The 12482-nt window shown below is 65.8% G+C and carries 11 protein-coding genes; 9 read left to right on the top strand and 2 right to left on the bottom strand.

Annotation, left to right across the window (positions count from 1 at the left end; genetic code table 11):
• Window positions 1-95: 95 nt before the first annotated feature.
• From ABD791_RS16510 to ABD791_RS16485, 6 genes are all read left to right on the top strand, one after another.
• Window positions 96-974 (top strand): siderophore-interacting protein, encoded by an 879-nt coding sequence (locus tag ABD791_RS16510; protein WP_345068705.1) that lies wholly within the window; start codon window positions 96-98, stop codon window positions 972-974.
• On the top strand, window positions 971-1639 hold the full coding sequence (gene pnuC, locus ABD791_RS16505) for a nicotinamide riboside transporter PnuC (RefSeq protein WP_345068703.1): 669 nt from the start codon (window positions 971-973) through the stop codon (window positions 1637-1639). Before ABD791_RS16510 ends, pnuC begins: the two co-directional genes overlap by 4 nt.
• A gap of 44 nt (window positions 1640-1683) precedes the next feature.
• Window positions 1684-3792 carry a thioredoxin domain-containing protein gene (locus ABD791_RS16500; RefSeq protein ID WP_345068701.1) on the top strand — a complete coding sequence of 703 codons (2109 nt, stop codon included), beginning with the start codon at window positions 1684-1686 and terminating at the stop codon, window positions 3790-3792.
• Entirely contained in the window at window positions 3789-4292 is a 504-nt protein-coding gene (locus tag ABD791_RS16495; protein WP_345068699.1) for a DUF488 domain-containing protein, read from the top strand. The genes ABD791_RS16500 and ABD791_RS16495 overlap by 4 nt, the downstream gene beginning before the upstream one ends.
• A 99-nt stretch (window positions 4293-4391) precedes the next feature.
• The gene (locus tag ABD791_RS16490) at window positions 4392-4820 is read left to right on the top strand and encodes a DUF1761 domain-containing protein (protein WP_345068697.1); all 429 of its coding nucleotides are present in this window, start codon (window positions 4392-4394) and stop codon (window positions 4818-4820) included.
• A 365-nt stretch (window positions 4821-5185) separates the two neighbouring features.
• Entirely contained in the window at window positions 5186-6829 is a 1644-nt protein-coding gene (locus tag ABD791_RS16485; RefSeq protein WP_425562268.1) for a stealth family protein, read from the top strand.
• Window positions 6830-6983: 154 nt separating this feature from the next.
• On the opposite strand, the gene ABD791_RS16480 is transcribed toward ABD791_RS16485, so the two are convergent.
• Entirely contained in the window at window positions 6984-7919 is a 936-nt protein-coding gene (locus tag ABD791_RS16480) for a phosphodiesterase (protein WP_345068693.1), read from the bottom strand.
• A 161-nt stretch (window positions 7920-8080) separates the two neighbouring features.
• Between ABD791_RS16480 and ABD791_RS16475 the strand changes: the two genes are divergently transcribed.
• Window positions 8081-8998: an NADP-dependent oxidoreductase gene (locus ABD791_RS16475; protein WP_345068691.1), complete on the top strand. Its 918-nt coding sequence runs from the start codon at window positions 8081-8083 to the stop codon at window positions 8996-8998.
• Between the two features lie 547 nt (window positions 8999-9545).
• Here ABD791_RS16475 and ABD791_RS16470 read toward each other — a convergent pair.
• Window positions 9546-10094 (bottom strand): OsmC family protein, encoded by a 549-nt coding sequence (locus tag ABD791_RS16470; RefSeq protein ID WP_345068689.1) that lies wholly within the window; start codon window positions 10092-10094, stop codon window positions 9546-9548.
• A gap of 164 nt (window positions 10095-10258) precedes the next feature.
• Here ABD791_RS16470 and ABD791_RS16465 point away from each other — a divergent pair, with 164 nt between their 5' ends.
• Both ABD791_RS16465 and ABD791_RS16460 read left to right on the top strand, forming a co-directional pair.
• Window positions 10259-11089 (top strand): phosphatase PAP2 family protein, encoded by an 831-nt coding sequence (locus ABD791_RS16465; RefSeq protein ID WP_345068687.1) that lies wholly within the window; start codon window positions 10259-10261, stop codon window positions 11087-11089.
• Window positions 11090-11177: 88 nt separating this feature from the next.
• Window positions 11178-12482: a type III polyketide synthase gene (locus ABD791_RS16460; RefSeq protein WP_345068685.1), complete on the top strand. Its 1305-nt coding sequence runs from the start codon at window positions 11178-11180 to the stop codon at window positions 12480-12482.

Raw genomic sequence — 12482 nt, 5'->3', positions numbered from 1 at the left:
ACTGCAGCACGCGGAAAAAAGACAGGGCAACTGCTAGTAAGGTTTGCCTGAGTTTTGAGTTCTGCTGAGTCCGCTCGTTGCCGAAAGAAGAGCCTGTGTCTGCACCCGTATCAGAGTCCGTGGTCGTCAACGATGCGCCCGCCGCTCGGCCGACGCGAGGCCGTTGGCTGGCTGAGGTTCTGCGCACCGAACGGCTCACCCCGCATATGGTGCGAGTGGTGTTCGGCGGTGCCGGCCTCGCCGAGTTTGCGGTGGGGGACTCCACCGACAGTTACGTGAAACTGCATTTTGCACCACAGGATGCCCCGTACGGCGTTCCCTACGATGCCGACGAGGTGAAACGCGACCTGGCACCCGAGTGGTGGCCGGTCATGCGCACCTATACGGTGCGGTCATGGAACGCCGAAACCGGCGAGCTGGCGATCGACTTCGTCGTGCACGGCGACGAGGGCGTCGCCGCTCCGTGGGCGCTCAACGCGGTCGCCGGTGACCTGATCTACCTGGCCGGCCCCGGCGGCGCCTATGCGCCGAAGCCGACCGCCGACTGGCATCTGCTGGTGGGAGACGACTCGGCGCTGCCCGCCATCGCCGCAGCACTCGAATCGCTTGCGGCCGGGAGCCGCGCGCTGGCCGTGATCGAGGTGAGCTCTCCGGCCGACGAGCAGCAGATCGCATCCGCCGCCGACGTTCGGATCATCTGGCTGCACAGAGACAACCCGGCCGGCACCCCCGACATCGCGGCCACGGTGCAAGAGCTCGAATTCTTGGCCGGTCAGGTTCACGCATTCGTGCACGGGGATGCGGGCTTCGTGCGCGAGCTTCGCCGGTATCTGCGGGTGGAGAAAAGCGTTCCGCGGGAGTTTCTCTCGATCTCGGGCTACTGGAAACGCGGCTTGGCCGAAGACGGTTGGCGCACCGCCAAGCAGAGCTGGGCGCAGCCGGTCGACGACGCTGAGGCGCAGCTCGACCAATGAACCTGATCGAGTGGCTTTTCGACGCCCAGTTGCACATCGGCACCCAAGCCATCCTGTGGCGCGAAATCGTGGGCAATCTCTTCGGCCTCGCCAGTGCCCTCGGCGGGATGCGCCGCAAGGTGTGGGCCTGGCCGGTCGGAATCGCCGGCAACCTGCTGCTCTTCACCGTGTTTCTCGGTGCCGTCTTCGGCACCCCGAACCCGATCAACCTCTACGGGCAAGCCGGGCGGCAGATCATGTTCATCGTGGTGTCGATTTACGGCTGGATCCAATGGTCGCGGGCACGCAATTCACCGACCCGCGTCGCCGTGACCCCGCACTGGGCCGGCAATCGGGTACGCATCCTGCTCGGCGCCGGCATGATCGGCGGCACGCTCGTGTTGACCCCCATCTTCACCGCCCTCGGTTCGTTCGAACCGGTCTGGGCTGATGCCTGGATTTTCACGGGTTCGCTTCTGGCCACCTACGGAATGGCGAAGGGCTGGACCGAGTTCTGGCTGATCTGGGTGGCCGTCGACATCGTCGGCGTGCCGCTGCTCGTCAGCGCCGGCTACTACGCGTCGGCGGTGCTCTACGTGTTCTACGGCGTCTTCACCCTCATCGGCTTCTTCGTCTGGATGCGGGTGCAACGGCGCCAACGGGAGGCTCAGGCGCTTCTTTCCTGAGGTCGATCCGAGCGACATGCGGCGGGCACGAGCAGAATGGAAGCATGACCAACCGTCTCGCCGACGCGATCAGTCCCTACCTGCGCTCCCACGCCGACAACCCGGTCTACTGGTTCGCCTGGAGTGCCGACGCTTTCGCCGAGGCACGCGCCCGTGATGTTCCGGTGCTCGTGTCGATCGGCTACTCGACCTGCCACTGGTGTCATGTCATGGCGCGGGAGAGTTTCAGCGATCCAGCGCTCGCCGCCACCCTCAACGCCCGGTTCGTCAGCATCAAGGTCGATCGGGAAGAGAACCCCGATGTCGACGCCAGCTATCTCGCGGCGGCAAGCGCGTTCACCCAGAACCTGGGCTGGCCGCTCAACGTTTTCGTCACCCCCGACGGGCAGGCCTTCTTCGCCGGCACCTATTTTCCGCCGCGCCCGGCGCAGGGCCAACCGTCGTTCAGCCAGGTGCTTGATGCCGTGACGGATGCGTGGATCAACCGCCGTGATGCCGTTATCGCCGGGGCACAGCGCGTGGCTGACGCGGTGGCGGCCGTCACGCTTCCGGCGGCTGCGGCGCTGGCCGCGCGTGGCACAGGCGAGGCGGATGGCTCGGATGACCCGGACCACTCTCGCTCCGCTGGCGCGCCGGGCGCCGGGCTGACCGCAGACGCTGCGCACAGCATCGTGACGCAGCTGGCCGAGCAGGAGGACCAGCTCTTCGGTGGTTTCGGCGGCGCGCCGAAGTTTCCGATGGCGCCCACCCTCGGTTTTCTGCTCGAGCAGCCGGCCGTCGGTGAGGCCCTCGCACTGCACACACTCAAAGTGATGGGCGCGTCGCCGCTTCGCGATCCGATCGAGGGCGGGTTCTTTCGCTACGCCGTGCACCGCGACTGGTCAGAACCGCACTACGAGCGGATGCTCTACGACAACGCGCAACTGCTGCAACTCACCGCGCGAGCGCGTCAGCTGACCGACGAACCGTGGGCGCGCATCCTCGCCGACGGCGTTTCACAGTTTCTGCAGTCGGTGATGCAGCTACCCTCCGGGGGATTCGCCAGCGCACAGGATTCGGAGAGCACCGTCGACGGTGAGCGCGTCGAAGGCGGCTACTACACCCTCGACGAGAGGGCCAGGCGTCGGCAGACGCCGCCGGCGCTCGACGCGAAGGTGCTCACCGGCTGGAACGGCTTGGCAATCGGAGCGCTCGCCCGTGCCGGGTTCATCGCGGACAATCCACAGTCCATTGACTCGGCTCGGCGGGCCGCCGACTACCTCCTCGCCGCCCACGTCACAGCCGATCGCCTCGTGCGGGCTTCGGTGGACGGGCGGATCTCCCTGGCGCCGGCAACGCTGGAGGACTACGGGATGTGTGCACAGGGCCTCCTTGAACTCGCGCTTGTCACCGGCGAGGTCCGTTATGCCATTGCGGCTCGCCGTCTCATTGACAGCACGTTAGTGACGGCCACCGACACGACGGCCACCGACACGACGGCCACCGACACGACGGCCACCGACACGACGGCCACCGACACGTCGGCCGCTGACACATCGGCCACGGATACGACGGCCTCCGCCGCGACGACAGCGGTTGCGCCGTTGCCGTTCCGGGTTCCGACCGGGGGCGATCCGGTGCTCGTCGCCCAGGGACTTGCCGTGTCCCTTGACCCATCTGAGGGCGCCTATCCCTCCGGACTGACGGCAACCGCTGATGCGGCACGACTGCTGTACCAACTCACCGGGGATGCACGCTATCGGGAGGCGGGCGATGCGGCGCTCAGCGTCGTCGCACCCCTCGCTCTCGCCCAGCCGCTCGCGTTCGGCGCCACCGTGCGGGCGATGGCGCGGAGTGCCGCCCCCACGATTCAGCTTGTTGTCATTTCGCCCGACGCTTCGCCCGACGCACGGCCAGAGAGCGAGTCCCTTCTGGCCGTCGCCCGCCGTCACCCGACCGGCCTCGTCGCATCCGTCACCGCTCACCAGGCTGGGGCCTTCGCGGCGGCCGGATTCTCGCTCTTCGCCGATCGTGGGGTCGTCGCAAATCGGCCGACGGCGTATCTCTGCCGCGACTTCGTCTGCCGATTGCCGACCACTGACCCGGAGGCCCTGGCTGCCGAACTGGCCTCAGCCTCGACGGCGAGTCGCGCCGAGGGCACACTGGGCTCATGAGCGCTGAATCGAAGAAGACCGACCAGACGGGCGCCGATCCGACGGGCGCCGATCCGACGGGCGCCGATCAGACGGGCGCCGACCAGATGGGCGCCGACCCGACCGGTGCGCACGCACCCGCTGTGACCATTGTGATCAAGCGGGCCTACGACGATGCCAGCCCGAGCGATGGCGTGCGGGTGCTTGTCGATCGTCTGTGGCCCCGGGGAGTGACGACCGAGCACGCGCACCTCGATGCGTGGCTGAAGGACATCGCGCCGACGCCGGAGCTCCGCACCTGGTGGAACCACGATCCAGAGCGCCTCGATGACTTCGCAGCGCGCTACCGGGCCGAGCTTGACGGCAATCAGGCAACGCTCAAGGCCATCGACGAATTTTGGGCGCTGTCTGCCGCCGGCGGCACGACCACTCTCGTCTACGGGGCGAAAGACCCGGTGGTCAACCACGCCCGGGTTCTGGCCGAGTATCTGACCGGGTATCCGACTGGGAGCCACGCGTAGGCGTGGCAAAACGGTCAAACAGCTCAGATCAGCCGACCGACCGCTAGCATCGAGCCATCCGCTCCGTCGCCTCGACGGGCCAGGTGAAAGGACTCGATCATGGTTCCCGAAATCAATATCTGGGCGGTGCTGCTCGCGACGGTGTCGAGCATGGTCGTCGGCGCAATCTGGTATGCCAAAGGAGTCTTCGGCGCCTACTGGATGAAGGCCGTCGGTCACGACGAGGAGAGCATGAAAAAGGGTGCTGCGGCGCCCCTGATCGTCACGGTGATCGTCAGTTTCATCACCGCCTGGGTGCTTGCAGGGGCCGCGGCAATCGCACAGAACTTCTACCACGGCAGCTTTTTGGCCAACACACTGTTGACCGGCCTCATTCTCTGGGCCGGATTCACCGCCGCCCGCATGATCACCCACGATGCCTTCGACCGACGCCCAGGCGGCTTGACGGTGTTGAACATCGCCCATGAGTTGGTCACGATCATGATCATGGCCCTCATCATCGGGCTCTTCGGAATCAGCGCTCTCTAGCGATTCACAGGCACGAACCGACGTACACTGAGAGCAGCGCGACCGCTTGCCCGGCTGCTCAGCACACGGTCTCGACATCCCCGGCAGAGCCGCCGTTCGGCAGTGCCGAACGCATTCCTTCCAGCGATGCGTGTGGATGCCTCGTGAAAGTGTGTTCTATTGTCTCGAGGAGAACCATGGCCACTTTCGATCGATCCGGATCCCACGGCGAACGAGGCAGCAGTCACGTCAGTAGCCACGGTGCGTCGCACGGCAGCGCGCACAGTGGCGGCGCCAGTGGCGGACACGGTGGAGCTCATGTCGGAACCCACGCCGACGCGCTCGGATCGACCGCACCTGAGCCGCTCGGCACCAACACGGCCGCCATGCCGGTGCTCTCGCTGAGCGGCGAACCGGAGCTCGTTCTTGTCGCCCCCAACGCCCGCACTCGCCGGTTCGACCGTGACGATGTCGTCGTGCGAAAGGGAGAGATCGCGCTCGTCAACGGGCATTTCACACCTCACGAGTCGATGGTGACCGACGTGGTCGCCGTGCACGATGCCCTCGAAGCTGCGGGGATCGATTTTCTGCTGGTGCGTGGCGATCACAACCGGCTCGTCATCGCCGTCAACCGGGCCTCGCGCAAGAAGATTTCCCAGGCGCTCGCTGCCGCGTTCGCCGAGGAACCCTTCTACGCCAAGCCGCAAGACGGCGCCCAGACTCAGCCGGCGCTGATTGCCGACGGTGCTCTCGCCACGCTCAAGAAGTCGTCGGTGTTCAGGGTCTACCGCCCGCGCATTGAGCCGATCGGGCGGCTGCGCTATGGCGCGCAGACCGCGTTCCAGCTTGAATTCTGGCGCTTCGGTGAAGACGAGATCGTCGCCCCGGTCGAGAACGCGCTGATGCGCACCCGGCTTCCCCGTTCCGAGGTTCGTGAAACCACGATCGACCTCTACGACCGCCAATGGCGCACCCTGCCGAGCATGTTCGACGACCTGGCCAGCGATGTCAGCTTCGACATCGACATGGTCTTCTCCTGGGTCGACGGCTCCTCCTCCGACTTCCAGCGCGAGCGGGCGAAACGGATGCAGGGCTATGTCGTCGGGGAGGGTGACGAATCTGAGGCGCGGTTCCGACAGATTGACGAACTCAAGTACGCCCTGCGAAGTGTGTATTTGTTCGCGCCGTGGGTGCGCCGCATTTTTATTGCGACCGATTCGCCGGCACCCGTCTGGCTCGCTGAGCATCCGCGGGTCACGATCATGCGCAGCGAGGAGTTCTTCGCCGACCAGAGCGCGCTGCCCACCCACAACTCGCACGCTGTCGAAAGCCAGCTGCACAACATCCCCGGCCTGGCCGAACACTTCTTGTATTCCAATGACGACATGTTCTTCGGGCGTCCGGTGGGGCCCGAGCTGTTCTTCTCGCCCGGTGGAATCACCAAGTTCGTCGAAGCGGCGACCCGCATCGGTTTGGGTGAGAACGATCCCAGCCGCAGCGGATTCGAGAATGCCGCCCGCGTGAACCGGGCGCTGCTGCTCGGCCGGTTCGGCAAGGTCACCACCCGTCACCTCGAGCACACCGCTGCCCCCCTGGTGAAAAGCGTGATGCGTGAACTGGAGAACGAGTTTCCGGAGGACTTCGCGCGCACCGCGGCCAGTCAGTTCCGGTCGGCCACCGATATCTCAGTCACCAATTCGCTCTACCACTACTACGCACTGATGACCGGGCATGCAGTGGCGCAGACGCAGGTGCGCTCGATGTACATCGAGACGACACTGAAGCGGGCGCTGCAGCAGATGAAGCGCCTGCGCAAGCGCCGCGACCAAGACATGTTCTGCCTGAACGACGGGAGCTTTCCCGAGATTTCAGACGAGGTACGGCGCGCGGCAGTGACCGAGTTTCTTGAGCTGTACTTTCCGTTCCCGGCACCCTGGGAGAAGGAAGAAGCCCCGACCGAGGGCGCTGTCGACCCGGAGATCGATCCGTTGGTCGACCCGTGGGTGGGCGAAGCGGTGCGCCGGGCGTAGCCGCTTCGGCGGCGTCGCTCCGTGCGCTGAGTTTGACTCTTGCGGTCGAGTTTGCCCGGCGCAGCAGGGTACCTCGACCGCAAGTGTCAAGCTCGACGAAGCTGGCCGTCTCGACGTGCAGGTCAGGCGCCGGTCAGGCGCAGCTCGGCAGCACTTAGGCGCTCAGCACCGAGATCGGCGTCGTGCGCGGCGGCTCAGCTCGCAGGGTTCCAGTCGGCAGGATCTCGATCTCCGACGCGGCCAGGCGCCGGGCGCTCTCCGCCGCGTCGATGTACTCCAGCGCCGGATGGCTGCCGAGCGGCACCACCGAATGCACGACGGTGTCGGGGTAGACGTGCACGAGATTGAACGCGCGCGCGCCGTCCTGACCCCGAGTTCCGCCAACGGGAACGGTCAGATCCTGGGTGTAACAGGTGGCGGATGCGACGGACACCGGGATTCCGGCAAAGGTGGCGGTCGACGAATAGTGCAGATGACCGGCCAGGATGCTGCGCACATCGGATCCGCGCAACACCTGAGCCAGCGGGCCCTGGTCGCGCAACTCGACCGATACCGCGAGGTCGAGCACGCTCGGCACCGGCGGGTGATGCATGGCCAGGATCGTGCCGTCCGGGGCAGGGACCTGCAGCTGATCGGTCAGCCACTCCAACTGTTCGGGCCTGATCTCTCCGTAATGGTGGCCGGGAACCGAGGTGTCGAGCGTGATCACACGCAGCCCATTGATCTCGACCACGTCGTCGATCGGTGACGTGGTCGGCAGCTCGCCGAGCAGGCTCGTGCGAAAAACGGCCCGGTCGTCGTGGTTGCCCATCACCCAGATCACTCGGGCGCCGAGACGTTCGGCCGCCGGTTCGACGATGTCCCGTAGCCGGTCGTAGGCCTGAGGCTCACCGCGGTCGGCGAGATCGCCGGTGACGACGATGGCCTCTGGCCGCGCACCCGACTCTTCGACCTCGGCAAAGAGCTGGGTCAGATGCGCGGCGCTGTCGACCTGTCCGTACAGACGATGGTCACCGGCGAGCAGATGCGTGTCACTGAGATGAAGCAGGAAATGGTCCGGCCTGGGGTACTCGGCCGTTCGAATGCTCACAGAGCTTCCATTCGTTTGAAGCGCACACTCTCTAGCGCGCACGCAGACGGTTCACGCAATAGTCGACCAGACGATGATGAACATTTGGTGTACGCCACGCACAATCGCGAAGGCAAAAATCGGGGGGCGCGGCATTTGCCTCCTGTGCTTATGCTGTCGAGATGGCACGCTACGTACGCTTCGACGAGTTCGGCGGCCCTTCGATGCTGCATATCGAGCATGACGAACGGCCGCAGCCGTCCTCGGGAGAAGTGCGGGTGAGGGTGCATACGGCAGGGTTGAACCAGGTCGACCTGAAGATTCTTCGGGGTGGCCCGTCCGCTGCCAGCTACAACGCGATTCCGCCGTGCGGCAACGGCAACGACTTCGCAGGTGTCATCGACCAGATTGGCGGCGGGGTCACAGACTTCTCGCTCGGCGACGAGGTGCTGGGCGGAAAACGCATGTATGCGCAGGCCGACTATGTGATCATCGACGCGACCCGAATCATCCAGAAGCCCGATGCGCTCAGCTTCGAGGTGGCCGGCGCGCTTGATATCGCCGGCCGCACCGCGTGGGCGAGCGTGAATTCGCTGCACCTGACCGCCGACGACACTGTCTTGGTGAGCGCCGCCGCCGGGGGAGTCGGAGTGCTCGCCGTGCAGCTGGCCCGGCGCACCGGCGCCCGCGTGATCGGAACGGCCAGTGAGGCCAACCATGATTTCTTGCGCGGGCTGGACGTCATCCCGGTCGCGTATGGAGAAGGCCTGTTCGAGCGGGTGCGTGCGATAGCGCCGCGGCTGACGGCGGCCCTCGACAATCAGGGTCCGGCGACGATCGATATCGCGTTGAAGCTCGGGGCGCCCGGGTCGCGGATCAACACGATTGCGGCCCGCGGTCACCGGGCGGATGCCGGCATCACCGGAGTGGGCGGGCAAGCCGCGACCCTGACTGACCTCGCCGAGGTTGCCGAACTGATCGCCGCCGGCGATGTGGTCTTGCCGATCGATCACACCTTCCCGTTGGAGAAAGTGCGTGAGGCCTACGACTATCTGATGGGTGGGCATCTGCTCGGCAAGGTCGTACTCACGCTGGTCTGAGTCGGACGCGTGTCTGCCAGCCGTGTGTTTGGCTCGGCGCGCATGTCTGACCCGGTGCAGCGTGCGCGGTCATGGGTGCGTGAACCCAGAACTCGTTGCGGGCAGAACCGGGCCGTCCTGATCACCGTGCTCGTAGCGCCCGATCTTCTCGTGACTGGACTCCGCGGCCCGGCGCCGCTCGGCCTCGAAGTCGCCTTCGAGATCGGGGGAGCCCGCGATTTCTGCTGAGTGGATGTCCGTGGTGCGGAGCGCAGGGATTCCAAACGCTGATCTGCTGTGGTCCCGCTGGGCATGCCCATGATGTGAACTGAACATACCTGCGACGCTACGCCTCTCGGCTGTGAACGCAAGGCTCTTTCGTTGGTCGAGGAGGCCGCCCGCGATCGGGTCGAGACCTCGCGAGCCGATGTTCGAACTCAACCCGAGTTCAAGGATTGGCTGGCGAGATCTCGAGACGCGTGCTCGCAAGTTCGCGCGCTCCTCGATCAACGAAGTGGTCATCTGCCTAAGAGACGCGTGCTCCTCGACCAACGAGAAGGAGCGACCGTCAGTTGGCGAGCAACGTGACGGTGACCGGGGTCGGGTTGGCGAAGAGATCGAGCACCGGGCAGTGAGCGTCGACGGCAGCGTGAAGCTCGGCGTAGCGGTCATCGCTTTCCGGGCCGGTGACACGCACGGTGAGTCGCACCGCTGAGAAGCCGGGGCGCACCGTCTCGTCGATGGCGAACAGCCCGCGCACGTCGAGGTCGCCCTCGGCTTCGGCCGAGATGGAGTCCACCCGAATCCCGAGGTTGTGCGCGTAGAGACGGTAGACGACGATCTGGCAGGAGATCAACGCGCCGAGGGCGACCTCGACAGGGCTGGCCGCGATGTCATCGCCGGCGAGGGCGGCCGGCTCGTCGACGAAGAAGACCTGCTTGCCTGCGGTAATCCGGCTGGCCACCGCTCCCTCGCCCACGCCGGTCACGGTGTAGCTGAGCTTCGCGCTGTCGACGTTGGCGCTGATCCGATTCGACCAGGCGGTGCCGGCATCCGTCAGTCGCGCGGCGCGCTCGTCGGCGGAAACGGTGGGGGCGGTGTCGACGACGAGAGTCATGGGATTCCTTCACGGTGAGTGGATCACGGGGATCGAGCAGGGCTTCAGACTAGGAACGATCGCCGTCTCGGGCGAACGACTCGTTCATTCGCCGTAACATTTCACGGCGAAGGCGGAGGCTGGCCTGTGCAAGCTCTGAGGGTCGCTGTGGCACAGTTGAACAGGTGAGCGCTTCAACTTCGATCAGTCCGGCCCGATACCTGGTCGGCGCTGTTTGTGCCGCTCTGGCATTCGTTGCGCTCTACCTGTTTTTCGTACGGAGCTACAACGGTCAGATCGTCGACCAGCTCGCATTCGACGGCGCCGAGTTCGGGTCACGCAGCGTGACCCCGCTCACCATTCAGCTGCTCGATCTGGTGCCGCTCATCTCCGCACTGATCGGCCTGGTGCTCACCCTCGTGATCGCCGCTGTGCGCCGCAATTGGCCGACGTTACTCGTGGCGCTGGGCGCGGCGGGCGCGGCCGTCGCGACGACGCAGGTGCTGAAGTATGCAGTTCTGAGCCGCCCTGACCTCGGCGTCGCCGGCTACGCCGACAATTCATTCCCGTCGGGGCATACAACCGTCGCCGCGGCATCCGCCCTCGCCGTCTTTCTCGTTTCAAGCCCACGGATGCGGCCCATGGTTGCGGCCTGGGGGTCGGCGTTCGCCGTCGCCGCCGGTTTGTCGACCGTGGCCAACCACTGGCACCGACCGAGCGATGTCATCGCCGGGCTGCTCGTCGTCGCATTCTGGGGCTGCCTGGCTGGGGTCGTGCTGTCGAGCGTGCAGCCGGCCGGTGCGGCGGTGGCCCGACCGTGGCGGGCCGGGCGCCTCGCCTGGATCGTGGTGCCCTTTTCCGTCGTCACCGGCTTGGCGTTCGTGATCACCGTGCTGCGGGCATCCGGAGAGTCGACGGAGACGCTGATCGCATACGTCGGAGGCATGGCGGCCATCGTCGCCGCTGGCTTCGCCATTTCCTTGGTCGGAACGCGGCTGTTCGCCCGGCTGCCGTAGCCGTCGCGCGCTGCACGGCTCTCATCGCAGCGAATTCGGGTTCGCTCAAAGGGGTGCCGCTTCGAACACTCGCGTGGCACACTGAGCTATGGCCGTCACGTTGCGTTCGCTTCAGACTGCAGTACCCCCGACAATCCTGGTGCAGGAGCAAGTGCGGGATGTCTTCGCCGCCCAACCCGATCTGAGTCGGCTAGCCCAGAGGCTGGTCACGACGTCGTTCAATCTGTCGGGCATCGACACCCGGCGCACTGTCATCGAAGAACTGACGCTCGAATCGGATGCGGCGGATCCACAGTTCTTCGATCCGGTCGCCCAACGATTGCTGATGCCAGGCACGAAGGTGCGCAATGAGCTCTACATCGTCGAAGCCACCAAGCTCTTCGTCGAGGCGGGGCGCCGGGCGCTCGAGAACTGTCCTGGCGTGACGGCGGCCGACGTGACCCATGTCGTGACCGTCTCCTGCACCGGGTTCTTCGCACCAGGTCCCGACTACATGCTCGTGCGCGAGCTGGGGCTGAGCCCCGCCACGCAGCGCTATCACCTCGGATTCATGGGGTGCTATGCGGCGATGCCGGCCCTCCGCACGGCGAAGCAATTCGTCGAGGCCGATCCGGATGCCGTCGTGCTGGTGGTCAGCGCCGAGTTGTGTTCGCTGCACCTGCGCAGTTCAAACGACCCAGACACCATCGTTGCGTCCTCTCTCTTCGCGGATGGCGCGGCGGCCGGAATCGTCTCGGCTCGCGAGCCCTGGCCGGGTGAGACGGCCCTCACCCTCGACCAGTTCGAGACGGTGATCACGCCGGTCGGTGAGGGCGATATGGCCTGGAAGATCGGTGACGAAGGCTTCGAAATGGTGCTGAGCAGCTATGTGCCGCACATTATCGACGAGCACATTGAAAGCGCATTGGCGCCGCTGCTGGCGCGGGACCCGGTGCTGGCCGAGCTGGTTGGGGAGGACGGCTCGGTGTACACCGGGCTGGCGGTGGACCAGGGCGATCAGGTCGAGGCATTGCTCGACGGGACTCCGGCCGGCGCTGGCGGCAGCGACGGGGGAGCCTCTGCCGGGAGCGCGACGTTCGCGACGGGCTCCGATCCGACCACAGCGGTGCTGACCAAGCCGTTGAACGAGGCAATCACGCATTGGGCCATCCATCCGGGCGGGCGCAGCATCCTCGACAAAACCGAGGCGAAGCTCGCGCTGACTGAGGCCCAGCTTGAGCCGGCCAGGCAGACGCTGCGGGAGTTTGGAAACATGTCGAGTGCGACAGTGCTGTTCGTGCTCAAGGCGATTGTCGATTCGCCGACGATTGCCGATGGAGAGCGGGTCTGCGCGATGGCGTTCGGCCCGGGACTCACCGTCGAATCGAGTCTGATGACCGCGAGTCGCGGGTAG

The sequence above is a fragment of the Glaciibacter kafniensis genome, assembly GCF_039538945.1.
Lineage (GTDB): Bacteria > Actinomycetota > Actinomycetes > Actinomycetales > Microbacteriaceae > Cryobacterium > Cryobacterium kafniensis.
The sequence above is the reverse complement of the archived record's forward strand: the minus strand, read 5'-3'. Positions and strand labels throughout refer to the sequence as shown.

What these genes read in the sequence shown, in the direction of transcription:
- pnuC (WP_345068703.1), top strand. Translation starts at nt 971, where the DNA reads ATGAACCTGATCGAGTGGCTTTTCGACGCCCAGTTGCACATCGGCACC.
- ABD791_RS16500 (WP_345068701.1), top strand. Translation starts at nt 1,684, where the DNA reads ATGACCAACCGTCTCGCCGACGCGATCAGTCCCTACCTGCGCTCCCAC.
- ABD791_RS16495 (WP_345068699.1), top strand. Translation starts at nt 3,789, where the DNA reads ATGAGCGCTGAATCGAAGAAGACCGACCAGACGGGCGCCGATCCGACG.
- ABD791_RS16490 (WP_345068697.1), top strand. Translation starts at nt 4,392, where the DNA reads ATGGTTCCCGAAATCAATATCTGGGCGGTGCTGCTCGCGACGGTGTCG.
- ABD791_RS16485 (WP_425562268.1), top strand. Translation starts at nt 5,186, where the DNA reads ATGCCGGTGCTCTCGCTGAGCGGCGAACCGGAGCTCGTTCTTGTCGCC.
- ABD791_RS16475 (WP_345068691.1), top strand. Translation starts at nt 8,081, where the DNA reads ATGGCACGCTACGTACGCTTCGACGAGTTCGGCGGCCCTTCGATGCTG.
- ABD791_RS16470 (WP_345068689.1), bottom strand. Translation starts at nt 10,094, where the DNA reads ATGACTCTCGTCGTCGACACCGCCCCCACCGTTTCCGCCGACGAGCGC.
- ABD791_RS16460 (WP_345068685.1), top strand. Translation starts at nt 11,178, where the DNA reads ATGGCCGTCACGTTGCGTTCGCTTCAGACTGCAGTACCCCCGACAATC.